The following is a 19,586-nucleotide window of genomic DNA, read 5'->3' on the forward strand; positions in this document are numbered from 1 at the left end:
TTCAGAAGGACTCAGGGCGCACGAGCGCATAGATGAGATAGACGAGCAGGCCGGCCGTCACGACCCCTGCCAATGCGTAATCGAATATCATGAGAAGCCCTCACAGCCGGTCGCAGGCAAAAGCGTAAGCGATGGAAAGCGCGAAAAGCGCCAATCCGCCCGCCAGTAGGATGATGTCGTACATCGGGTGTTCCGTTCGTTTGATTTTGCGCAAAGATGGATGGCCAACGGCGGTTAGATGCCACTCGTAGCGTATGAATTCGAGTTGGCCGGGCGTGGCTACTTATAGGAATCTCATAAAGACCGCGACGCGATTGGCGCTGCAGGTCGCGTCCAGCGCCTGTCAGCCGGCGTCAATATGCTGTCGAATAATAAAGCGCGAAATCGCGCGCGAATTCCTATCGGCTGGGTGAAAATTTGAATGAAAGGCGGGCCGAAAAGCAAAACGGCGTCGTCTCGCTCATGCCCAGGAAGCGAGACGGCGCCGTTATATTGTGCGCAGGAGCAGCGGTTCTGTTTGCTATGGAGTGGTGGGCGCGCCCGATTGCGGAATGGCCGTTGAATTTTCCGGATTGGTGGTTTGACCCGGCACTGGACCGGTGGTCATCGCACCCGTCCCACTCGTACTCGAAGTCGTGCCCGATAATCCGGTACCCGCCCCATTATTCGGCGTCGCCGGATTGAATCCCGTAGACGAACTGCTTTCGGCGCCCGTGGTTGATCCGGTGCCCGCGGTGCCTGTCGCAGCATCGCTGCCACCAATGCGAGGCGTGGGTATTAACGGAGTGGTCGATCCAGGATTGTAGTTCGACCCGCTACCTGATCCCGCGCCGGTACTTGATCCTACGCCGGCGCTCGATGATCCTGCGCCGACCCCGGCAGCTGATCCTGCTGCGCCACCGCCGCCGGCGCCCGCAGCAAACACCGCGCTCGCGCTGAGCAGAAGACCAGCAGCAGTCGCCGCTAACATGCGCTTCATGATGTATTTCTCCTCTCATGTTGATCCTGCTTGTTCAACGGATGCAGATGCGAGGTGTTCCGCCAATCCGCGGAGTCGAAGTGATGTTCAATGGTTCACGGTACGTAACAAAGCAGTGATGCAAACAATGCACGCAGGGAGCCCCGAGATTTCAAAGGGCCACGCCGAGGCAATCGCTCAGAATTTTGAATTGAATTCCGAAATCTCTTCGATCGAAGAGAGCGGGCGCATTTGAAGAAAGCGCTGTTTGGAAAACATTCCCTTCTCTAGAGCGCGTTGAGAATGTGCAATGCAGCGACGAATGTTCGTACAGAGACGAAAGTTCTGCTTGCTTGAAATCTGACCAAATGCATAGCTGCTATCATCGGGCGCATTAATGGCTTTGTCAGCACGTTCCCGGTGCGTTGCTGTCATCATCCTGGGACTGCTTGATCCGGCATGGGTCCAAGCTCCAAGCGGAAAGCGCGACCGTATCGCGCCGCAAGGTACCCACTATGACGACTCTCAAAAATATCTCTGTGCTTATTGTCGATGCGAATGGCGAATCTGCGTTTGACTTGCGCCAATCGTTCACCAACGCAGGCGCGACGACCCATGTGGTGTCGAATTTTGTGTCAGCGGAAAAGCTGCTCGAGTCAAAAACGATCGACGCAGTGGTTCTTCCTTATTCGCAAGACCCGGAGACTGTCGCCTTCTGCCGCGTGATCACTGAACGGAACATTCCGCCTGTCTTCACATCCGAACCGCCCCCGCGTTATCCGGTGAAGCGCCGTATGTCGAGCGCGATCATTGCAGTCAAAGGACTGATCGCCGAGCAGGGTGCGCAGAGGTATCGCGCTGTTCATTAGCGCGAATATTTGATGCCGGGCGGTTCGGCCCGTCCGGTATCTATTCATCCTCATCTCTATCGTCGGTATCGACGCTGAGGCGCTCACGCGCCGCCTCATGATTTTCAATTTCGACGTTGACCGAAATTGACTTCGGGTCGGTTCCTTCGCCCGGGACGGCTTCGTTCTCGTCTTCCCGCTCATCATCAGAATCGTCTTCGTCTCCCGGATAGGAGGGAACGGTTTCCGGCATTCCCGGCAGCGGCGCCGTCACTGGCGAAAGCTCATCGGGATCGAAAGCCTCAGGCTCGACGATTTGCATTTTGCGTTTACCCATTGTTGATCCTCGATCTCGAGAAGTCTCGTTATCGGGATAACGCTTACAGGTGGGCTAAGGTTCGCGCGCTTTACACAAGACGCACGAGGGCGGCGTTGGGCGCCTCCAAATCCGACACGAGAGATGTGACGAACGCATCGTCGCCGCCGGCCACAATATGCGTGATCTTCAGAGACTTTATAGCTGTCGCATCTGTTGCATTTCCGGACACAAACCGCCGAAATGCAGAACGGCCGAAAACGCCATCGTCGAAGATTTCATTTATGACGGGACATTCGAAGTAGTAGTACTCGCGCCGGCCTTCGATGGTGTCGAGAAAGATAGATCCCAAAGCCTCCACCAGAGCTTTGCGGTTACGGTATTCCGCACTGCAAGCAATGAAGACACGGGCCACGTCGGCCTTAGGGTGGTGATCGGTCATTGAACAAATTCCAGATGAAATCGGAACTCCAAACCGCCCCAAACCATTTTGTGCATGGCTGATTGTGCATAGCTGACGCACGCGTCTCACAACGCGGCTGTCAGCCAATGGTAAATGAGGCGAAGGATGAGAGCGGAGAAGCTGAACGCAATGTGACGTGGCCGAATGATGGCGGGCCAGGGTGTCGCGCCCCAAAAACGGGCTGTCCGGAGCGACCTTTGAAGAATGTGTCGCAAAAATTGAATGAGGATTGAGGAGCATCGCCGTGGAAATTCGTGTCTCGCAATTGGAAAGAGCGTTCGAGCTTGCTCGATCGGGGAGATGCGCGACAGTCGCCGATATCAAGCGCAAATTGCGCGAAGAGGGCTATCAGGACGATCAGGTTGAGGGACCATTACTTTTCGGTCAGCTCAATTCACTCATGAGAAAATCGGCCTCTGAGCCGGACGCTGGCTCTTCGCGATCGACATAAAGTTTTCCGATACACAAACCAGAAATGGAGGCACCCCGATCCCCTGCCTAACCGGGGTGCACCCTTTAGCCACGGCATTTGGGGGCAGCCGCACCGAGGGTAGTGCGGGCCGTGGCGAGAATTTTACCGACTGCCGGCTGAACAGTTCCCGCCGCGTCCAAACTTCGCTTCGCCTCCGCGGCCCTACAAGTAGGTTGATCATTCGGCGCGCGCTTTCCTTCTGTTGATTGACCGGGATCGCCGCATTTCCGGCGCTGTCGCGATGGAAACATTCTCCGCACCAGCGACTTTACTTTTCGGTAAGCTTGCACGCTCGAATTGATGCGGCCGCAAGAAATATTAGACGTATCTATCGGTGGCCGGTCTAATGCGGACGGCGAAGCTAAAGGAATAATGGAGGAGACGATGAGGATCGTTCTTGCGCTTTTGATGAGCGTTTGCGTTTCGGGCGCGGCTTTCGCAGACGCTTCATGCAATGCGACAGCCAAGGATAAAAAGCTCGCTGGTGCGGCATTGAAAAGCTTCATGACGAAATGCGAAAAAGATGCGCAGGCGAAATGCGATGCGGATGCGAAGGCAAAGAATCTGCACGGAGCCGCACAAACGAGCTTCACGAAGAAATGCGTGAAGGACGCGTCCGGCGCCTGAGAGAAATAGGCCGCGACGGCTGCGCCACAGCCTGCAGCGGGAACAAAGTTTATCAGGCTGGCGTTGCTTCGCCGACGTTAGATAAACCAGTGGCAGGTGCGCCTGCTCTATGCGTGAGGCGCGCCCAGCCCGTCCGGTGCGGCCATGATGACCATCGAAACAGAAACGCCTGCCGCCGTCCGTCCGCAATCAGCACGGCTGGGATGGCGACAGCGCGTGATGCACAGCTTCTCGCAATTCGCGGGACGATCCGCGCTGGTTATCGGCTCGGCCTCTGCCTTCGTCGTGGCGACGCTCTCGGTAGTTCTATGGGCCGCGACGGGCCCCTATTTCCATTACTCTGATACGTGGCAGCTCGTCGTGAACACGGGCACGACGCTGGTTACGTTTCTCGCCGTGTTCCTCATCCAGCACAGCCAGAATAAGGACGGTAAAGCAATTCAATTGAAGCTCGACGAGCTTATTCGCAGCACGCAAAGCGCGCGCAATATTCTGATCGATCTCGAACACGCGACCGAGGATGAGATTGAGAAATTGCAAAAGGAATTTGCCCGGCGAAGACATTCCTGAGCGGCCGAGAACGCTCGGCAAGTTCAATCGGAACAATGTCCTTGAAGCCTGCGTTGGACTTCAGCCGCGGCTCCGGAAGAAGGACATAAAAATGCAGTCTGAAAACAGATTTCTTGAAGCAAGCCAAGTCGCGGGTACGGCCGTATATGACGGCGCGCACACTGAGATCGGCGCTGTCGACGATCTGATTATCGATACGATAACCGGCAAAGTCCGGTACGCGGTATTGAGCTTTGGCGGATTCCTCGGTCTCGGCAAAAGCCAGTACGTCGTTCCATGGACGGCGCTTCGCTGGGACGCCGACCTGAACGGTTACGTCACGGGAATCACGGAAGAGCAGCTCCAGGCATCGCCTGACTTCGATCCGCTTTCGCTGCGAAATCGCGATGCCGAAGGGCGCCTCCATGAAGCCTACGGCGCACCAACATACTGGGAACTCGAGCCGCGCTGAGCGAACTGCACGCGATGGAGCAAACGTCCGTAAAATATGGGAAGGGGTTTCGCGTCATTGCGGGAAATAGCCGTTCGCAGGCTGCCGTGATGGTAATCGAGCCTGGCGGAAGAGAGGGCGGCAAAGACAACTTCCATAAAGACTCAGACCAGTGGCTTTACGTGGAGAGTGGGACCGGCGAGGCGATCGTGGACGGTCACACTCACGCGCTACGGCCAGGATCTCTCATTCTGATCGCCCACGGCGAAAGGCATGAGATCCGCAACACCGGCAACGATCCCATGAAGACCCTGAATTTCTACGTTCCCCCAGCCTACACGCGCGACGGAGCGGAACGGCCCGCAGGCAAGGCTGAATGATTGTCGCGGGCTTCAATCGAAACTTAGCCTCCTAGAAGCGCGTTTCACTGACGGGTTTCTTGGAGAACGTCAAATGCACCCGGCTATGGCACTCTGGATCTGGTCCGTATCAATGTCACGCGTGTGGCAGAACTCTCTGTCGGGAGAACAACTGCTGCCGGTAGACGAAAAGCGCAAAACTGCAGATCCGATTTTCGTCCGTGCCAATGCGTACCTTCAATCGGACCTAGCGAAAAATCCTCTTCCCGATGTCATCCTCGATCGTCTTGCCGATCTCTATTGGACGGAGCGCGACGCTGATCTCGCGATTTAGCGAGGATCGACGAAGCCGGATTATCGTTTGACAGGCTTAACCGGGGCGTCGATGGGCGGATCCTCTGCTTTGCGAAGTTTCTGCAGGCGCGACGCGATCGCCGGTGGAAGGCTTTCGAGATTTGACCCAAACAGCGCCTTTAGCTGGGGCCCAACCTGCCGCTCAAAATGAAACATCCAATCATCGATATCTCGTGTCACTACATTCGCTTTCGCTTTTATATTTCTCTCCTCGTATTTCGCTAACGTGTGCGTCCCATCCGCGTTCCCGCGAGGTTTTGGCCTCCCGGAAGGCGTGCCAAGTGCTGATGCGACAGACTGCCTTACGACCTGCGATGCAACGTGACAGCGCATCGCCAACTCGTTGCCGCATTTTACGCAAAAAACGTCGTAACGCACAAAACGGGGGTGGTGGGTCATGGGCACAGAGAACGCCGCAGATCGTATCGTCAAAGGGCTGAATTTGATTCGCGGAGAAGCGTCGCGTCTCGATGCTGCTCGCGCTGAAGGAAAATCGTTCGAAGCCAATTTGGCGCTGAAGACGATCAAGGACGAGTGCTTCCACTTGCGTCAGTTCCTGCACGAGTTGCGCGAGGCTGGCCGTCTCGATTGATCCGTTGAACGCATCGCTGGAACCTCGATTGCTGCTGCCGGTTAACCATGGCAGACGAGCAAACGGAGGTGCCCGCGATGCGCAAGAAGGCCGTCAATCAGGTCTATGAAGTTCTGAAAGCCGTCTACGAGCTCGAGAAAGAACTGAAAGCAGCGCCGGTCTATCTCGATATCGCCCATCCGGATGAGTGCACGAAGCACCTGAAGGAGGCGCGCCATCAGCTTCATAAGGTGCTGGACGAGGTTTATGCCTCCGACTTTCGCAACCGCAGGACCGCCGCCTAATTTATGGACAACTGCAAAGCACGCCGAAACTCGCTCCCAATCGAGTGAAAGCACTAGGCCGGTTGGGGCATCGAACAAAAAACCTCTTCACGCGTTGTGAAATCGCCGTTCTTTGGGTCGCGGCGAGAGGTAACGGGAAATGTCAAAACAGAAATTCGCGCTAGCCTTGGGCGGTGGAGCTGCTCGAGGCTGGGCGCATATCGGCATTCTTCAGGGTTTGGCGGAAGCGGGGTTAGAGCCCGAGATTGTGGTCGGCACCTCGATCGGTGCGATCGTCGGCGGCCATTACGCATCGGGCCGATTGGATGATCTCGCAGGATTCGCACGGGAACTGACCCGCCGCCGCGTCTTCAGCTTTTTGGATTTGAGTGTCTCGGGATCCGGTCTGATTGCCGGTCAGCGGCTTTTTGATCGTTTCGACGATCATTTGCGCGGACTGTCCATCGAGCAACTCCCCGTTCGCTTTGCCGCCATAGCGACCGATCTCGCAACGGGTCATGAAATCTGGCTCCGGCGCGGCTGCGTCACCGAAGCGGTTCGCGCATCGTCCGCCATCCCCGGAATCGTGCGCCCTGTGCACCTCAATGGCCGTTGGCTCGTAGATGGCTGCCTCGTCAATCCGGTGCCCGTTTCCGTTTGCCGCGCGCTCGGGGCGCGAATTGTTGTCGGCGTCAATCTAACGAGTGAATTCGGGCGGGGAGGGATCTGCATCGGCGACGATGAAGATGAGGCCGCCGGTGAGATTGTCGTCGAAGAAGCGCCGATCACCCGATGGAACGGTAGCGGCGCGCTCCAGCTGCTTCACAGGCAGATTTTTGGTCAACGTCAGGATGGTGCACCCGGCATTACATCCGTGATCCTCAACTCATTCAGTATATTTCACGACCGCATCGCAAGAGCGCGTTTGATGGGCGATCCGCCCGATCTCCTTGTGACGCCGGATCTCGCGGATATCGGTGTTCTCGATTTTCATCGTGCAGACGAAATGATCGCCAGCGGCAAGGCGGCTATAGAGCCTCATCTGCCTATGATCGAGCGATACCTGAAGGCCCCGCCGCCCGCGCTCCTCAATACGCGCCTCTTCGCCGGATAACAGGCGATGACAGATCTCGCGCACCCTTGGAGCGTGACCAAAGTGCTTCAAGTTGAGAACGCTCGTGCAACGAACGGGTGACCCATTCGCCCTAGTGTTGCCCTGCGGAAAGTTCCCCGTTCCAAACTATGGCACATTGCCACCGCTTCGAAACCGTAGCCCTGAGATACGCGTCTACTTGTCGGAACTTGTTGAAGCAATCGCTTGGTCCTCAAAGGGAGAGATTGACGACTCCGATGCTGGTATCCGCGACGATACACGATGCGAGAGACTTCGCGATTGCGAAGCACCACGGGCAAGTGCGCAAGCACGATGGTCGCCCTTACATCGTGCATCTCGATGCCGTCGCCGCTGTCCTGGCAGAATATGGTTACAAGGGAGCCGATATTCTCGCAGCCGCATTTCTTCACGATACTGTCGAGAAGAGTGATACGAGCATCGAAGAGCTCAGTCAGAAATTCGGCGAGTCCATTGCGGAACTTGTCTATTGGCTGACGGATTCGGAAAAAGGCACCCGCACATCGCGAGCCATCCAGGCAGCGTGGAGACTTTCACGAGCGCCTTGGAACGCGAAGCTCATCAAGCTGGCCGACATCATCGATAATGGAATGGCGATCGCGTCCCACGATCCTGCTTTCGGCCCGACGTTTCTCGATGAGAAGCGTCTCTGCTTGAAGAAGATGGCGGAAGTGGAAACGAGCCGTTTGTTGAGGCTGCCCCTATTCCAGAAGGCGGCGAATGTAACGGAATCCGCCTCGCTTTAGCGATGCGCGCGCCTACGTTCGCACCGGTGCATGCAACTTCGCTGCGGCCCTGACGTTTCCGGCATGCCCGTTAGGCGAAGCGCGATTGCGCATCACAGATGATATCGGAGACCACGAATGAGATCCGCCGCTATGGCCGCTGTCGCCTGTCTTGCTTTGATGAGTTCGGCTGTAATTGCGGATGATGTCAATCGAACGGGTCAACCGCAGACGGAAGGTTCAAAAAACGCCGGGACCGCATCGCAGCGTGGTGACGCGAATACCATGGGAGGTGCCACCACGGAAAAGACGGAGCCTTCAAAAACGCCGCAGAATCCGCCAGCCAACGGAACGCAACCGGATACCGGTTCCAAAACCAACGCTGAGCCGGGCTCAGCGAACCAACAGAAAAACTGATGTTGCGCGCTGCCAAGCGGCAGACGAATCGCGTTCATGCAGGAGGGAACATGTCAACGGCTGGAGCGTAATACTCATAACCACGGCAGCACCTCCCCCCGGTGTGCTCCTTTCAGCCGTGGCCCAAGCACCCTGGCTCCCCCCGCCAGGGTGCTTTCATTTTCGCGCGTCACGACGCGAATGCTGAGCAATGCTGGGTTGGCCGCGCCGCTTTGAAAGTCGACAAAGCGCACCTTCAGCACGCGAAGAAATCCCGACGAGATGTGACTCCAAATTCCGGAACGAATTTTTTCATTAGGTTCACCACTCGACCGTCTATTTGAAAAGCTCGAGGAGGAGTGTGTTAGGCCGCGGCCATAAATTCTCTCAAAACAAATAAGGGAGAGGTTCCGATGATGCTCCGTCACCTGCCGTTCGCGCTCGCTGTGATCGCGACTTTATGCATGCCTCTTGCTGCCATGAGCCAACCGGGCGGAGGAGGAGGGGGCGGCGGAGGCGGAGGTCCAGCGGGAGCGGGTCCTCGCGGTGGTGGCGGGGGCGGCCCGGGCGGAGGAGGTGGTCCGGGCGGAGGAGGCGGGGGAGGACCGGGTGGTGGCGCGAGATTCCAAGGCGGTGGACAGTACGGTGGCCACACTTACCGCGGGAACCGCGGTGGCGGAGAACGCGCGCGGGGCGGAGAACGTGCGCGGGGCGGAGAACGTGGCCGCGGCGGTGACCATTTTGCAGGCCCGCGCGGCGATCACCGTAGAGGGGGTCATCCGCACGGCCGCAGGTTCTGGCACGGCCAGTGGTACCCCTACGGTATTGGCCCGTGTTGGCGCTGGTCGAACTACTATGACGAATTCGTTTGGGTCTGCTACTGAGGCGTCGTGCGATCCCGAACCGGCGCTTCGCCGTTCGGGTGTTTCACTTGATGTTGAATAAATGGAGTGGCCTATGCCTATGATGTCAGATAACCGTCGCCGGCGCATCCAAGCCCGTCAGCGGAAAGCGGAGAATTTGGAGAAGCGGGTCGCCAAGGCCGAGAAGCGCGAGCGCAATAGCAGCAGCGCGCCAGCCGCGAAAAAGTCCGGCAGCTAACTCAAGGCTGCCAGATAAGCTGCTCGTTTCTTTCGAGAATACCGGCCAATCGCGTCACGGCAGTGGCATGTTGATTGAGCCGGTCTTCGAGCGCGATCGTCATGCTGGCCTTCACGGTATCAGGCCATCGCATCGTTTGCACGGTGTGGAGTTCGATCGAAAGCTCGGTGATGATTTCATTATGCCAATAGATCGCTTCTTCGATCGTATAGGCGTCTAGAGCTTTTTCGCGGCATATCTCCAGGTAGTCGCTAGCCTTGATTGGGGCGGGATTGTCTTCATCTTTCGACACAGCGCGCGATACCGTCCGCCTTGCGGAGAGCATGTGGCTAAACAAACGGAAATTGACGCGATCACTGAGCCAGTGAAGCAAAGAACTCGGGCGAGACCTGTCAGCCTTGGGACCTGATTGACCTTCATCAGCCGCCATAACGACGCTCCCAGTGGCTTGATGCTTCGCGCAACGGCTTCGAAATGCGGCGCGGCCCATTTCTGAACGAGCTATTGACGCGCGACGATGGGTATTAGTTCCAGCAGCATCGAAAATTCCCCAGAAAACCGCGAGTTGCACGCAAAGTGCTAGAGCGATGGAAACCATCCGCGGGCTGTCAGGTACTGCAGACATGCCGGGTGTCTCTCACGCGGGGATCAGAAGGTCCAGAAAGTGCCGTCTTCACAAACACCGCTTAGGCGGACAGGCACTTGGAAGATCTATCGGATCGCCGGCAGAAAACGCTGGCGCATGGCTCCTAGACGAGGGGTCGTGGAAGGCCTCGGAGCCCGCTTAAACGCGGGAACCGGGGCTTTTTCTTTTATTCTTCCGGCACGGGCGCGCCTGGAGAAGCGTCGTCATCTTCATCTTCGCCAAGTCCGCTTTGTCCGGAGCTTGCGCCCTCGCCGCTGATATTGTGTTCGTTTGGCTCCGGGGCATTTGCCATTTCATCGACGTCGTCATCCGCGGGCTGCGCCTGCTCGTCATTCGTATACGGAGCTTCGCTGAGATCGAAATCCTCGCCGCGCATCATATCGCTATCTCCCGACATATTTTCTTGGTCGCCGGGTGCGTTTTGCGCCCACGCTGCCGGCGCGGCAAGCAACATCATGACTGCCGTAGAAACAATCAAAATTCTCATGAGCAAACCTCGTTTGCGAGGGACGAACGAACACGTGAAGACTACTCCCGGCATAAACGTTCGTTCCGTCTCGCTTTCCCGCCATTTTTGCTCGGCGCGACTGACCCTTCCTCCTTTTTCGGAACTCAACTCTAGCGGCCACGTTTGATAACCAGACAATAGAGGAGGATTTCGATGAATTGGGATCGTGTTGAAGGCAACTGGAAGCAATTCGCAGGTAAGGCAAAGGAGAAGTGGGGCCACTTAACCGATGACGACATCGCTAAGATAAACGGTAAACGCGAGCAGCTCGAAGGCGTGCTTCAGGAGCGCTACGGCTACGCCAAGGAGCAGGTTAAGAAGGAAGTCGACGCTTGGTCAGATTCGCTCCGATAGAGTTACCGGCACTTTGATAAAGAAAGGCCCAAAACTTGGGCCTTTCTTTTTGCCTCAACCGATGAGATTGCGTATGAACCATGCACAATCTCATGGTTGGGGAAAGCAGGAATGTCCAAGACGTTTTGTGCGGAGATGCTGACGCGCTCCGAATTCGATCGTGCGAACCAGCGGTTGGAAATCACGGTTTGCAATGCTGCGGGAGAGAGCCAAACGATCTCCATCGACGCCCGCATCGCCGAAACGCTCTCCTCGATACTCGACGATCATTTTCGGTCGGCCAGCGCTTTTGGCGACCTTACGAAAATTCCTGACCGCTATGCCGTTGGCCACGGCCGCCACGAACCGGTGGTCATGTTGCGTTTCGAGGATGAGCCGGCCTATGGGTTGACCGCCGATCAAGCCCTTGATCTCGGCGAGGCGCTGATCGACGAAGTCGACGCGATGACGAAAGTGAAATATCCGGCGCGGCAGTAGCAAAACGCGGGCGAACGAAAGCCCACGATTACGATGCGGCCTACGACAGCGCTTCCTTGAAGTCGTTGCACAGGAGCGCCATGGCGGATTCGCTTACGGGCTTTGCCAAGAAGCGCGCGCCGGGAGGCAAAGCCGCAATCGTCGGTAGGCGCTTTCCGGAACTGACGATGATCACCATGTGCTGCCAGTGTTGGCGAACGTATTCGCGAGCGTCAGACCGTCCATATCGCCGGGCATATTGATATCCGTGAAGACGACCTTGATGCCAAGCTGGGTCTGGAGAATATGCAACGCGTCATTGGCGCTGTTCGTCAACACGGGATCGTATCCACCGTCTTCAAAATCGGCGGCAAGGCCCATGCGAATGAGCATTTCGTCTTCTACGATGAGAACTTTCGCAATTGCCAAGACACCTTCTCGTTTCTCGCGCGAGCAACCGAAGCTCGCCTCATTGAACTCTGGGCACGGCCACCATTGGCTGCGGCGATAATCAGTGCACCAATTTCTGCGCGGTTTTCAAATCCCTGACAAAATCGGCGAATGCATGTTCGCGCTCGTCATGGTCCGGCATGCGAAGCAGCGACGAGGGATGAATGGTGACGAAGCCCGGAAAGTTGCCGAACTGATATTTGCCGCGTGATTTTCCGATTGCGACGGGCGCACCCGCGAGGGCGGCCGCCGCCGTCGCCCCGAGCGCCACGACGAGACGCGGGTGGACGAAGCCGAGTTCTTTGAGAAGCCACCACCGATAGTGTTTTATTTCGCCCATTGTCGGCTTCTGGTGGATGCGCCGCTTGCCGCGCTCCTCATACTTGAAATGCTTGACTGCATTCGTGACGTAGGTGTCCTCCCGGTCAATGCCGGCCTCTGTCAACGCCTTGTTCAATAGTTGACCAGCCGGCCCGACAAACGGCCGGCCTTGAAGATCTTCCTGGTAACCCGGCTGCTCGCCGACAAACGCCAGATCGGCGCCGATCGGACCCTCGCCGAGTACGGCCTTCTTTCCCCCGTGAACCATAGGCTTCGCAGCCGCGATAATCTCGTTCAGCCCACTCAGGCTCTTAGGCTCGTCGGTCTGAAAGAGGTCATTCGGTGTGATCGATGGGGCGGAAGCATCTGTTGTGTTCTTCGGCATCTATCATCGCGCGCTCGGCTAAAGCTGGTCCATTGACCGACGCCCGATGACAACTTTTGGTTCCGCTGCGGTGTCTTCTGGTAAGTTATGGAATTTCAAATATCGACGATTGTAATTTTATTATCAGAGTTGGGCGCCGGAACTTGGGGTTCCGGCGCCCTCGTCTGAGGCAAGTCAGGGAGCACTGCCAACCTCAGTCGTGCCCTTTAATCGTGGAAGGTCTCTCCGTGGAGAACGAGGTCGAGGCCCTCGGCCTCTTCGGCCTCGCTGACCCGCAAGCCGACCGTGACCTTGATAAGGAGCAGGGCGATGAGGCTGACGACCGCCGACCAGACGATCGTCAAGCCGATGCCTTCGATCTGGACCCAGACCTGATGCAGGTTGCCTTCGATCCAGCCGGATTTTCCTGCGCCGCCGACAGCTTGAATGGCGAAGACGCCGGTGAGCACCGCGCCGAGGATGCCGCCGACGCCATGAACGCCGAAGACGTCGAGCGCATCGTCATAGCCCAGAGTGTGCTTCAGGCCGGTGACGCCCCAGTAGCAGACGATACCCGCCGCAAGACCGATGATCAGCGCACCGTCGACCCCGACGAAGCCGCAAGCCGGCGTGATCGCCACGAGACCTGCAATGGCGCCGGAAACGGCCCCGAGAAGGCTCGGCTTGCCTTTGATGATCCACTCGACGAGCGTCCACGAGACGACAGCACCCGCGGTTGCGATCTGCGTATTGAACATGAGGATGCCAGTGCTTGCGCCAGCGCTCAGTGCAGAGCCGACGTTGAAGCCGAACCAGCCGCACCACAGCAGTGAGCCGCCGATCATGGTCAGAGCCAGATTGTGAGGAGCCATCTGCTCGGTGCCATAGCCCTTGCGCTTGCCGATGACGATGGCAGCGACGAGACCAGCGATGGCCGAGTTGATGTGAACGACGGTGCCGCCGGCGAAGTCGAGGACGCCTGCGCTACCGAGATAGCCGCCCGGGCCCCACACCATGTGAGCGATCGGTGCGTAGGCGAAGATCGACCAGAGCGTCACGAAGATCATGGACGCCGAGAACTTCATGCGGTCGGCCGGTCCGCCAAGGGCGATGATCGGCGTGATGATGAAGAACGTCATTTGGAACATGACGAAGAGGAACTCAGGGATACTCGCGGCGGCAGGCGCCGGGGTATCAGGTGCAATGCCGGCTAGCAAAACCTTCGAGAATCCGCCGAAGAACGGATTGCCTTCGGTGAAGGCGAGCGAATAGCCGATGACGGTCCAGACAACCGACAGAAGGCCGGCGCCGAACACGCACTGCATGAGAATGGCGAGTGCATTTTTCTTGCGCACTAGGCCAGCGTAGAAGAGCCCCAGACCGGGGACGAGCATCATGAGCACGAGCACGGACGACGTCAGCATCCATGCGATGTCGCCGTTGTTGAAGGCTGGTGCCGGCGGTGCGGCAGCGGCAGGCGCAGCCTCTTGGGCAAATGCAATTGCGGATGTCGCAAGTAGCGATACTACGCCGAGAGCCGCGGCTCCAAGCGAGGGTCGAAGTCTTGAAGTCATTCCTAGTCCCCCAATGTTGGTCCCGATCGTTCCATGCCGTCCGACCACAGCTTGTGCGGGCTTTGCTGCTTTCTCATCAGGCGGGGACAATGATCGCAAAGAGTGTGCCAAGCGACCCGAAAGCGCGTTTATGGGGACAAACGTACCAGAGGGATTATGCTGCTAGATCAATGCCTAGGCACTTTGACCAATCCTGAGGCAAAGGCTGCGCGCGGATAATCTCCCTGCTGATCATATCTCAACCTGGAGGCGCGATCGGCCACTCGGCTTCCACGTACTTCTTGAACCAAGCGCTGAAGCACTGAGGCACGGCCGCGAGCTGCTTTCGGATGACGTCCGGGCTCGTCCAGCTGTAGCCGTCGCACTCGACAGGGTTCGGCGCGATCACCCCGTCATAGCGGCCGCGGAAGACATGCACGAACTCGTGCTCAATCAGTCCCGCATCGAGTTCGGCACGATAGGTGAAGGTGCCGATCTCGGTCAGCGGACAGATGACGCGCATTTCTTCGTTGAGTCGCCGCGCTGCGGCGTCGAGTGACGACTCGCCGGGGCGCGGATGCCCGCAGCACGTGTTGGTCCACAGGCCGCCCGAATGATATTTGTCCACCTGCCGCCTTTGCAGAAGCAGCCGGCCCTTGCTGTCCCAGACCATCACGGAAAAAGCGCGGTGAAGAACGCCCTGCTGGTGAGCCTCGAGCTTTTCGGCAACGCCTGTCTCTTTGTCCTCATGGTCGACGAGGACGACTTCTTCCCGCAGCATGTTTCGCGCTTTCCTGGAGTTTTAGCCTGAACGTTCCACCCGCGCGCAGCATAGCGCTTCGGTTTCCACCCGATAACCCCCTGTGCTCAACGTTTGTAGAAGGCCATCATGCGTGTGAAACTTTGCATGATCTCCTCGGCGGGCCGGTCGAAAACGTCGACGGGAATTCGGATGATGTTGCCGGAAAACGTCCAGGGAAGCCGCATCAGGAACCGGTAAAACGGTCGGCGGCGCCAATCGACCAGCAATGCCTTTTGCAGCGGGTCCTCGAGAGTGATGCGCAACTCGTTGCTCGTCGAGCCGCGGATGTCGATCGGCTTCAGTTCGATCTCCTTGATCGACCTCCAGGCAACGATCCCGAGGCCCTCGGCGAAGATCCCGTATTGCCCGCAACCAATCCGCGGCTTGCCTGTCTCGAGCAAAGGAAAATTGTAGTAGGCAAAGCCAAATGCCATCAGCGACAGCGCGATCAGGATGATGTTATCGATCGCAAAACCGATCGTCGCGAGACATGCGCCGATCAAACAGACGACATAAACGGGAAACTGAATCTCTTCTCGTTCATAGGCCACCGTGTAGCCATGCATGTCGTCCTGGCTCACGGCGGCGCACTCTGCATGTTGAGTTCGATTGTCGCTGGTTGACTCAAGTTATGTGCCAGCGCTCCAAAAGGCAATTAACCCTCTGATCCGCATCAAGCAATTTTCAGAGACTGGAAATTGCGCAGCGACTCTTTCCCCGAAGTTGCTCAAGACGTAAGCCGCAGACGATGCCGCTGCCGGTATTTGAGGCATTGCTCACGGAGGCATGACGTTGCCGCTTGGCTGATCCCCAAATAAATTACGTTCAACATTTAAACGTTGACGGACTTTCGGACTTGGCTCACAGGTGCGGGCGCCGCCGAGAGGGCGGCGATCGCCAGCGGAGCTTTCGATGATCTTTGGGATGGATACCTTCACGTTCGTACACGTGGTGCTGAGCCTGGTCGCCATTGCGGCCGGCGTCGTCGTCTTTCTTGGATTTATTGCAAACGCGGCATGGCCAGGCGTGACAGCTCTCTTTCTGCTGACGACGGTTCTGACCGGCATCACCGGCTTCGGTTTCACTTTCACCAAGCTGCTCCCATCGCACATCGTCGGGAGTATATTGCTGGTTACCTTGGCGATCGCGATTTACTCACTTTACGGAGCGCACCTCGCAGGCGCGTGGCGCTGGGTCTACGTGGTGACCGCATCAACTGCGCTTTACCTCAACGTCTTCGTTCTCATCGTCCAGCTCTTCTTGAAAGTACCAGCCCTCCACGCGTTGGCCCCGACGCAGAGCGAACCGCCGTTTCTCATCGCGCAGACCGCGGCGTTAATTGCATTTATCGCACTCGGTTGGCTGGCCGTCCGGCGCTTCCGCGGCGGTCAAGGAGCGCCCGCAACCACTTTCCAGTCGGTGTGATCTTCCAGTCGCGCGTTGGACTTCCGTCGGTCTTCCGATCGAAGAGTCATTGCGTTATACGGAAGAGGAAAGTAAATGCGCTTTTCGGGTAGAACCCCCAGAATGCGCCAGGCAACAGACGATCACGATGCACCGCTACGTCAATTTTTTGATCATTATTGCGTTCGCGGTACGCAGCTTGTTGCCTGTCGGCCTCATGCTGGCGGCAACCCCCGACCATAGCGGTTCGGTGCAGATCGTCATTTGCACGGGGCACGGCCCGCAGAGCTTCACCTTGGACGATCAAGGCGTTCCACAACCGGCCAAGGCGCCGGCGGCGGATAAGAGCACGTGCCCCTACGCCCCTGTCGGCGCGGTTGCGGTCAATCACGAAACGCATCCGCTTTCGCATACGGTCCGCTATGCCGCGCTGACCTATGCGATCACCACAGAGATTTTCCGCGCCACTCCGAAACCGGGCGCCCAATTTGCGCGTGGCCCCCCGTCCTTACTGACCTGAGCCTTCGGCATTTCTGCCGGGTAGCGACGCGACGTGCCTTGAGCCGCCGCGCCCGCGATCTCGCAAGTCAGATCAGTAGGAAATATGCAAATGCAACTCTTGGCAGGCCGCGCTTTCGCGGCGCCTCGACTAAGACGCGTCGTCGTCGCTTCATCGGCTATCGCACTCGCCATCGCCGCCAATCAGAAAGTCCGGGCTGACGACAAGACCGCAGCGAACGAAATCAAGCTGCCCGACGTCACGGTGCAACAAACCTCACCCGCCCGTGCGCCAGCTGTTGCGCAGAAGGCGAAAGTGAAATCAGAGGCAAAGCCAGCAACTGCCGCAGCAAAGCCGGCGAAAGTTGTGAAACCACCGTCCGCGGCCGCCGCACCGGAGATCGCCTCTGCATCGCCGCCATCTGATGCGCATCCGGCTTTGGCACCCGCAATCGGCAATCCCGGCACACCGTCCGCAGCAGTCGCAAGCGTCCCAGGTGCTTCGGGGGCAGGCGCCCAGGCGGCAGCCGCCGTGGATATGACTCGCTTCGAGAACGCACCGGTCTTTTCGGTGAGCGACATCCTTCACGAAGTTCCCGGCGTGTCCTTGAAGCAAGGCAACGGCCCGCGCGACATGGGCATCTCGATCCGTGGATCGAACGCGCGAAACGGCTTCGGCATCCGCAACATCGTCATTCTGGACGACGGATTTCCCGTGACCCAGCCCGACGGCCTTTCACGCAGTGATCTGGTCGACCCGCATGCGTATGCGGGTGTCGACGTCTGGCGCGGACCATCATCGGCGCTCTTCGGAAACTACGCGACCGGCGGCGCCATCAACTTCCGCACGTTCCCCGGCGGCGCGATAGACGGTGTCGAGTACGGGATCGACGTCGGCAGCTTCAACTACCTCAACAACTATGCAAGCGGCGGCAAACGCGGAAAAAACTGGGAAGCGTCTGTCTTCACGAGCGATGTGCGTGGTGACGGCTACTTCGGCTACAGCGCCTTTGATACGCAGACCGTCAACGCGCTCATGACGTGGAAGCCGTCATCGACGGATACGTTCACCTTCAAGTTCATCAACAACACCATCGACACGGAACTGCCCTTCCGCATGTCGCTCAATCAGTTCAAGCAGAACCCGTTTCAGAAGGGCTGCGCGACGGCAGCGACCGCGGCGGCGGGCTGCGCGACAACCGTTTACTCGGCGACCGGTAATACGGCAGCGGTGAATGGTGTTCTCCCGGCGGGTGCCGTGAAGCAAACAGCGGAGGAGGCGGGGGCAAACCGCAATGATCGCCGTACCGTCGGCGGCTTCCGCTGGGAACACGCCTTCGACGCAGCGACAACGGGCCAGGTGCAAGTCGTCATCGATGATCGCAACATCAACCAGCCAACCGGTGCGACGAGCGCGATCGGCGACTATCTCTCGTATAACGTCAGCACCGGCCTGACGAAGAGATCAGTTTTCGCCGGGCTGCCGACGCTCTCCTATCTCGGCGCGTATTGGAACTATCTGCCCGTCGACGGCAAAACCTACAATGTCGCGCCCGGCGGCAATGCAAGATTGGGTTTGCTTCAGTCCGAGAGCACCGGATCGACGACGAACTTCGGCGTGCGGGCGCGCGAGGAAGTACGCGTCGCGACCGACGTCGCCGTCATCGCGGGCGCTGCCGTTGAGCGGACCAATCTCGACGGCGCGCAAAGGAGCTACAAATATTCGACGAGCGGTAATCTGACGTCGACCACCATTACGTCGGCCGACCGCGAGATGACGAACATCGCCCCCGAACTCGGCGTCGTCTACACGCCGACCCGCGAATGGCAATGGCGCGCCCGCGTCGCCAGCGGCTACGGCACGCCGCAGTTCTCGAACCTTTTCGTGAATTCTGAAGGACAGCCCGGCAACAACACGGAACTCAAATCGCAAACGAACGTCGGGTTCGACGTTGGCGGCGATTGGACGCCGGCACCGGGCCTGACATTGAGCGTGACGGGCTTCTATGAATTCTTCAACAACGAAATCGTATCGCAAGCGCCCGCGGGCAACAGCGGCTCCTCGTTCAGCTTCAACGCCCCGGCTTCGGAACACCGCGGCGTAGAAGTGGCGGCAGATTTCGCGCTCGTCGACGGTCTGAGATTGACCGCGTCCTACATTCGCAACGATCAATATTACACCGATTATTCCGAGGTAATCTCGGGTGCGGGCAAAGCCGCCAGCCGCGATGGAAACAAAATCCCTGGCGTCTCACCGAATGAATTCACCACGCGGCTGAGTTATGATTTTGCGCATGGACCGTTCAAGGGCATCGGAGCATTTGCCGAATACGAATGGCACGACGGTTTCTACATGGAGAACGCCAATCTCCTCGAAGCGCCCGGCTATGATCTGGTCAATGTCAACATTCACTACAACAAGGAATTTGGTAGCGGACCGGTGCGGTCGCTGATGACTTACTTCGAGATCCGGAACCTATTTGACGAAACGTACATCTCATCCGCAAACAACATCACCGATAAAGTCGGCTCGACGGCAACCACTTTAGCTGAGACGGGTACAGGTTCGATCTACGCCGGTGCTCCGCGCACTTACTTCGGCGGAATGAAAGTGAGGTTTTGAG

The 19,586-nt window shown here is 57.9% G+C and carries 28 protein-coding genes and 1 pseudogene; 16 read left to right on the plus strand and 13 right to left on the minus strand.

Going from position 1 to position 19,586, the window contains the following annotated elements:
• Nucleotide 1: 1 nt before the first annotated feature.
• From G359_RS09695 to G359_RS09700, 3 genes are all read right to left on the minus strand, one after another.
• Nucleotides 2-91 carry a K(+)-transporting ATPase subunit F gene (locus G359_RS09695; RefSeq protein ID WP_045835963.1) on the minus strand — a complete coding sequence of 30 codons (90 nt, stop codon included), beginning with the start codon at nucleotides 89-91 and terminating at the stop codon, nucleotides 2-4.
• 429 nt (nucleotides 92-520) lie between these two features.
• Nucleotides 521-979, minus strand: coding sequence for a hypothetical protein (locus tag G359_RS20425; RefSeq protein ID WP_156150723.1), 459 nt, complete (start codon nucleotides 977-979; stop codon nucleotides 521-523).
• A 177-nt stretch (nucleotides 980-1,156) separates the two neighbouring features.
• Nucleotides 1,157-1,396, minus strand: a complete 240-nt coding sequence (locus G359_RS09700) for a hypothetical protein (RefSeq protein ID WP_045835964.1) — start codon at nucleotides 1,394-1,396, stop codon at nucleotides 1,157-1,159.
• 77 nt (nucleotides 1,397-1,473) lie between these two features.
• On the opposite strand from G359_RS09700, the gene G359_RS09705 reads away from it, so the two are divergent.
• Nucleotides 1,474-1,827 (plus strand): hypothetical protein, encoded by a 354-nt coding sequence (locus tag G359_RS09705; RefSeq protein ID WP_045835965.1) that lies wholly within the window; start codon nucleotides 1,474-1,476, stop codon nucleotides 1,825-1,827.
• A gap of 40 nt (nucleotides 1,828-1,867) precedes the next feature.
• On the opposite strand, the gene G359_RS09710 is transcribed toward G359_RS09705, so the two are convergent.
• Nucleotides 1,868-2,143 (minus strand): hypothetical protein, encoded by a 276-nt coding sequence (locus tag G359_RS09710; protein ID WP_045835966.1) that lies wholly within the window; start codon nucleotides 2,141-2,143, stop codon nucleotides 1,868-1,870.
• 70 nt (nucleotides 2,144-2,213) lie between these two features.
• Nucleotides 2,214-2,564 (minus strand): hypothetical protein, encoded by a 351-nt coding sequence (locus G359_RS09715; protein ID WP_045835967.1) that lies wholly within the window; start codon nucleotides 2,562-2,564, stop codon nucleotides 2,214-2,216.
• An 877-nt stretch (nucleotides 2,565-3,441) separates the two neighbouring features.
• Here G359_RS09715 and G359_RS09725 point away from each other — a divergent pair.
• The 10 genes from G359_RS09725 to G359_RS09770 all read left to right on the plus strand — a co-directional run bounded on the left by G359_RS09725 (nucleotide 3,442) and on the right by G359_RS09770 (nucleotide 8,526).
• Nucleotides 3,442-3,684 carry a PsiF family protein gene (locus G359_RS09725; protein WP_045837854.1) on the plus strand — a complete coding sequence of 81 codons (243 nt, stop codon included), beginning with the start codon at nucleotides 3,442-3,444 and terminating at the stop codon, nucleotides 3,682-3,684.
• Between the two features lie 144 nt (nucleotides 3,685-3,828).
• Entirely contained in the window at nucleotides 3,829-4,254 is a 426-nt protein-coding gene (locus tag G359_RS09730; protein ID WP_245279974.1) for a low affinity iron permease family protein, read from the plus strand.
• A gap of 91 nt (nucleotides 4,255-4,345) precedes the next feature.
• Entirely contained in the window at nucleotides 4,346-4,705 is a 360-nt protein-coding gene (locus G359_RS09735) for a PRC-barrel domain-containing protein (RefSeq protein WP_045837856.1), read from the plus strand.
• Between the two features lie 14 nt (nucleotides 4,706-4,719).
• Nucleotides 4,720-5,064, plus strand: coding sequence for a cupin domain-containing protein (locus G359_RS09740; protein ID WP_045835969.1), 345 nt, complete (start codon nucleotides 4,720-4,722; stop codon nucleotides 5,062-5,064).
• Between the two features lie 73 nt (nucleotides 5,065-5,137).
• Nucleotides 5,138-5,377: a hypothetical protein gene (locus tag G359_RS09745; protein WP_045835970.1), complete on the plus strand. Its 240-nt coding sequence runs from the start codon at nucleotides 5,138-5,140 to the stop codon at nucleotides 5,375-5,377.
• 417 nt (nucleotides 5,378-5,794) lie between these two features.
• The gene (locus G359_RS09750; protein WP_045835971.1) at nucleotides 5,795-5,989 is read left to right on the plus strand and encodes a hypothetical protein; all 195 of its coding nucleotides are present in this window, start codon (nucleotides 5,795-5,797) and stop codon (nucleotides 5,987-5,989) included.
• A 47-nt stretch (nucleotides 5,990-6,036) separates the two neighbouring features.
• On the plus strand, nucleotides 6,037-6,273 hold the full coding sequence (locus G359_RS09755) for a hypothetical protein (protein ID WP_245279975.1): 237 nt from the start codon (nucleotides 6,037-6,039) through the stop codon (nucleotides 6,271-6,273).
• A gap of 139 nt (nucleotides 6,274-6,412) precedes the next feature.
• Nucleotides 6,413-7,366, plus strand: a complete 954-nt coding sequence (locus tag G359_RS09760) for a patatin-like phospholipase family protein (protein ID WP_045835972.1) — start codon at nucleotides 6,413-6,415, stop codon at nucleotides 7,364-7,366.
• A 236-nt stretch (nucleotides 7,367-7,602) separates the two neighbouring features.
• Complete coding sequence (locus G359_RS09765; protein WP_045835973.1) at nucleotides 7,603-8,130, plus strand: HD domain-containing protein; 528 nt, start codon at nucleotides 7,603-7,605, stop codon at nucleotides 8,128-8,130.
• A gap of 132 nt (nucleotides 8,131-8,262) precedes the next feature.
• Nucleotides 8,263-8,526, plus strand: coding sequence for a hypothetical protein (locus G359_RS09770; RefSeq protein WP_156150724.1), 264 nt, complete (start codon nucleotides 8,263-8,265; stop codon nucleotides 8,524-8,526).
• 1,081 nt (nucleotides 8,527-9,607) lie between these two features.
• Here G359_RS09770 and G359_RS09780 read toward each other — a convergent pair.
• Nucleotides 9,608-10,036 (minus strand): hypothetical protein, encoded by a 429-nt coding sequence (locus G359_RS09780; RefSeq protein WP_156150725.1) that lies wholly within the window; start codon nucleotides 10,034-10,036, stop codon nucleotides 9,608-9,610.
• Nucleotides 10,037-10,418: 382 nt separating this feature from the next.
• The gene (locus tag G359_RS09785) at nucleotides 10,419-10,739 is read right to left on the minus strand and encodes a hypothetical protein (protein ID WP_156150726.1); all 321 of its coding nucleotides are present in this window, start codon (nucleotides 10,737-10,739) and stop codon (nucleotides 10,419-10,421) included.
• Between the two features lie 174 nt (nucleotides 10,740-10,913).
• Here G359_RS09785 and G359_RS09790 point away from each other — a divergent pair, with 174 nt between their 5' ends.
• Nucleotides 10,914-11,114, plus strand: coding sequence for a CsbD family protein (locus G359_RS09790; RefSeq protein ID WP_045835978.1), 201 nt, complete (start codon nucleotides 10,914-10,916; stop codon nucleotides 11,112-11,114).
• Nucleotides 11,115-11,225: 111 nt separating this feature from the next.
• A complete protein-coding gene (locus G359_RS09795; protein ID WP_045835979.1) occupies nucleotides 11,226-11,591 on the plus strand; it encodes a hypothetical protein in 366 nt (121 codons plus the stop codon).
• A 40-nt stretch (nucleotides 11,592-11,631) separates the two neighbouring features.
• On the opposite strand, the gene G359_RS20435 is transcribed toward G359_RS09795, so the two are convergent.
• From G359_RS20435 to G359_RS09820, 6 genes and pseudogenes are all read right to left on the minus strand, one after another.
• Nucleotides 11,632-11,769, minus strand: a complete 138-nt coding sequence (locus tag G359_RS20435; protein ID WP_156150727.1) for a hypothetical protein — start codon at nucleotides 11,767-11,769, stop codon at nucleotides 11,632-11,634.
• Nucleotides 11,763-11,999: a response regulator transcription factor gene (locus G359_RS19690; protein WP_052699286.1), complete on the minus strand. Its 237-nt coding sequence runs from the start codon at nucleotides 11,997-11,999 to the stop codon at nucleotides 11,763-11,765. Before G359_RS19690 ends, G359_RS20435 begins: the two co-directional genes overlap by 7 nt.
• 82 nt (nucleotides 12,000-12,081) lie before the next feature.
• Nucleotides 12,082-12,663, minus strand: a pseudogene (locus tag G359_RS09805) (UdgX family uracil-DNA binding protein); the annotation flags it as partial.
• Nucleotides 12,664-12,932: 269 nt separating this feature from the next.
• Entirely contained in the window at nucleotides 12,933-14,279 is a 1,347-nt protein-coding gene (locus tag G359_RS09810; RefSeq protein WP_045835980.1) for an ammonium transporter, read from the minus strand.
• Between the two features lie 238 nt (nucleotides 14,280-14,517).
• Entirely contained in the window at nucleotides 14,518-15,039 is a 522-nt protein-coding gene (gene idi / locus G359_RS09815; protein ID WP_045835981.1) for an isopentenyl-diphosphate Delta-isomerase, read from the minus strand.
• 86 nt (nucleotides 15,040-15,125) lie between these two features.
• Nucleotides 15,126-15,641, minus strand: coding sequence for a hypothetical protein (locus G359_RS09820; protein WP_245279976.1), 516 nt, complete (start codon nucleotides 15,639-15,641; stop codon nucleotides 15,126-15,128).
• Between the two features lie 331 nt (nucleotides 15,642-15,972).
• On the opposite strand from G359_RS09820, the gene G359_RS09825 reads away from it, so the two are divergent.
• From G359_RS09825 to G359_RS09835, 3 genes are all read left to right on the plus strand, one after another.
• The gene (locus G359_RS09825; protein ID WP_045835982.1) at nucleotides 15,973-16,485 is read left to right on the plus strand and encodes a hypothetical protein; all 513 of its coding nucleotides are present in this window, start codon (nucleotides 15,973-15,975) and stop codon (nucleotides 16,483-16,485) included.
• 49 nt (nucleotides 16,486-16,534) lie between these two features.
• Complete coding sequence (locus G359_RS09830) at nucleotides 16,535-16,984, plus strand: hypothetical protein (protein ID WP_245279977.1); 450 nt, start codon at nucleotides 16,535-16,537, stop codon at nucleotides 16,982-16,984.
• Nucleotides 16,985-17,074: 90 nt separating this feature from the next.
• Nucleotides 17,075-19,585: a TonB-dependent receptor family protein gene (locus G359_RS09835; protein WP_045837859.1), complete on the plus strand. Its 2,511-nt coding sequence runs from the start codon at nucleotides 17,075-17,077 to the stop codon at nucleotides 19,583-19,585.
• The last annotated feature ends 1 nt before the right edge of the window (nucleotide 19,586 follow it).

The organism is Hyphomicrobium sp. 99 (assembly GCF_000384335.2).
Lineage (GTDB): Bacteria > Pseudomonadota > Alphaproteobacteria > Rhizobiales > Hyphomicrobiaceae > Hyphomicrobium_B.

What these genes read in the sequence shown, in the direction of transcription:
- G359_RS09695 (WP_045835963.1), bottom strand. Translation starts at nt 91, where the DNA reads ATGATATTCGATTACGCATTGGCAGGGGTCGTGACGGCCGGCCTGCTC.
- G359_RS20425 (WP_156150723.1), bottom strand. Translation starts at nt 979, where the DNA reads ATGAAGCGCATGTTAGCGGCGACTGCTGCTGGTCTTCTGCTCAGCGCG.
- G359_RS09700 (WP_045835964.1), bottom strand. Translation starts at nt 1,396, where the DNA reads ATGATGACAGCAACGCACCGGGAACGTGCTGACAAAGCCATTAATGCG.
- G359_RS09705 (WP_045835965.1), top strand. Translation starts at nt 1,474, where the DNA reads ATGACGACTCTCAAAAATATCTCTGTGCTTATTGTCGATGCGAATGGC.
- G359_RS09710 (WP_045835966.1), bottom strand. Translation starts at nt 2,143, where the DNA reads ATGGGTAAACGCAAAATGCAAATCGTCGAGCCTGAGGCTTTCGATCCC.
- G359_RS09715 (WP_045835967.1), bottom strand. Translation starts at nt 2,564, where the DNA reads ATGACCGATCACCACCCTAAGGCCGACGTGGCCCGTGTCTTCATTGCT.
- G359_RS09725 (WP_045837854.1), top strand. Translation starts at nt 3,442, where the DNA reads ATGAGGATCGTTCTTGCGCTTTTGATGAGCGTTTGCGTTTCGGGCGCG.
- G359_RS09730 (WP_245279974.1), top strand. Translation starts at nt 3,829, where the DNA reads ATGATGACCATCGAAACAGAAACGCCTGCCGCCGTCCGTCCGCAATCA.
- G359_RS09735 (WP_045837856.1), top strand. Translation starts at nt 4,346, where the DNA reads ATGCAGTCTGAAAACAGATTTCTTGAAGCAAGCCAAGTCGCGGGTACG.
- G359_RS09740 (WP_045835969.1), top strand. Translation starts at nt 4,720, where the DNA reads ATGGAGCAAACGTCCGTAAAATATGGGAAGGGGTTTCGCGTCATTGCG.
- G359_RS09745 (WP_045835970.1), top strand. Translation starts at nt 5,138, where the DNA reads ATGCACCCGGCTATGGCACTCTGGATCTGGTCCGTATCAATGTCACGC.
- G359_RS09750 (WP_045835971.1), top strand. Translation starts at nt 5,795, where the DNA reads ATGGGCACAGAGAACGCCGCAGATCGTATCGTCAAAGGGCTGAATTTG.
- G359_RS09755 (WP_245279975.1), top strand. Translation starts at nt 6,037, where the DNA reads ATGGCAGACGAGCAAACGGAGGTGCCCGCGATGCGCAAGAAGGCCGTC.
- G359_RS09760 (WP_045835972.1), top strand. Translation starts at nt 6,413, where the DNA reads ATGTCAAAACAGAAATTCGCGCTAGCCTTGGGCGGTGGAGCTGCTCGA.
- G359_RS09765 (WP_045835973.1), top strand. Translation starts at nt 7,603, where the DNA reads ATGCTGGTATCCGCGACGATACACGATGCGAGAGACTTCGCGATTGCG.
- G359_RS09770 (WP_156150724.1), top strand. Translation starts at nt 8,263, where the DNA reads ATGGCCGCTGTCGCCTGTCTTGCTTTGATGAGTTCGGCTGTAATTGCG.
- G359_RS09780 (WP_156150725.1), bottom strand. Translation starts at nt 10,036, where the DNA reads ATGGCGGCTGATGAAGGTCAATCAGGTCCCAAGGCTGACAGGTCTCGC.
- G359_RS09785 (WP_156150726.1), bottom strand. Translation starts at nt 10,739, where the DNA reads ATGAGAATTTTGATTGTTTCTACGGCAGTCATGATGTTGCTTGCCGCG.
- G359_RS09790 (WP_045835978.1), top strand. Translation starts at nt 10,914, where the DNA reads ATGAATTGGGATCGTGTTGAAGGCAACTGGAAGCAATTCGCAGGTAAG.
- G359_RS09795 (WP_045835979.1), top strand. Translation starts at nt 11,226, where the DNA reads ATGTCCAAGACGTTTTGTGCGGAGATGCTGACGCGCTCCGAATTCGAT.
- G359_RS20435 (WP_156150727.1), bottom strand. Translation starts at nt 11,769, where the DNA reads ATGGTGATCATCGTCAGTTCCGGAAAGCGCCTACCGACGATTGCGGCT.
- G359_RS09810 (WP_045835980.1), bottom strand. Translation starts at nt 14,279, where the DNA reads ATGACTTCAAGACTTCGACCCTCGCTTGGAGCCGCGGCTCTCGGCGTA.
- idi (WP_045835981.1), bottom strand. Translation starts at nt 15,039, where the DNA reads ATGCTGCGGGAAGAAGTCGTCCTCGTCGACCATGAGGACAAAGAGACA.
- G359_RS09825 (WP_045835982.1), top strand. Translation starts at nt 15,973, where the DNA reads ATGATCTTTGGGATGGATACCTTCACGTTCGTACACGTGGTGCTGAGC.
- G359_RS09835 (WP_045837859.1), top strand. Translation starts at nt 17,075, where the DNA reads ATGCAACTCTTGGCAGGCCGCGCTTTCGCGGCGCCTCGACTAAGACGC.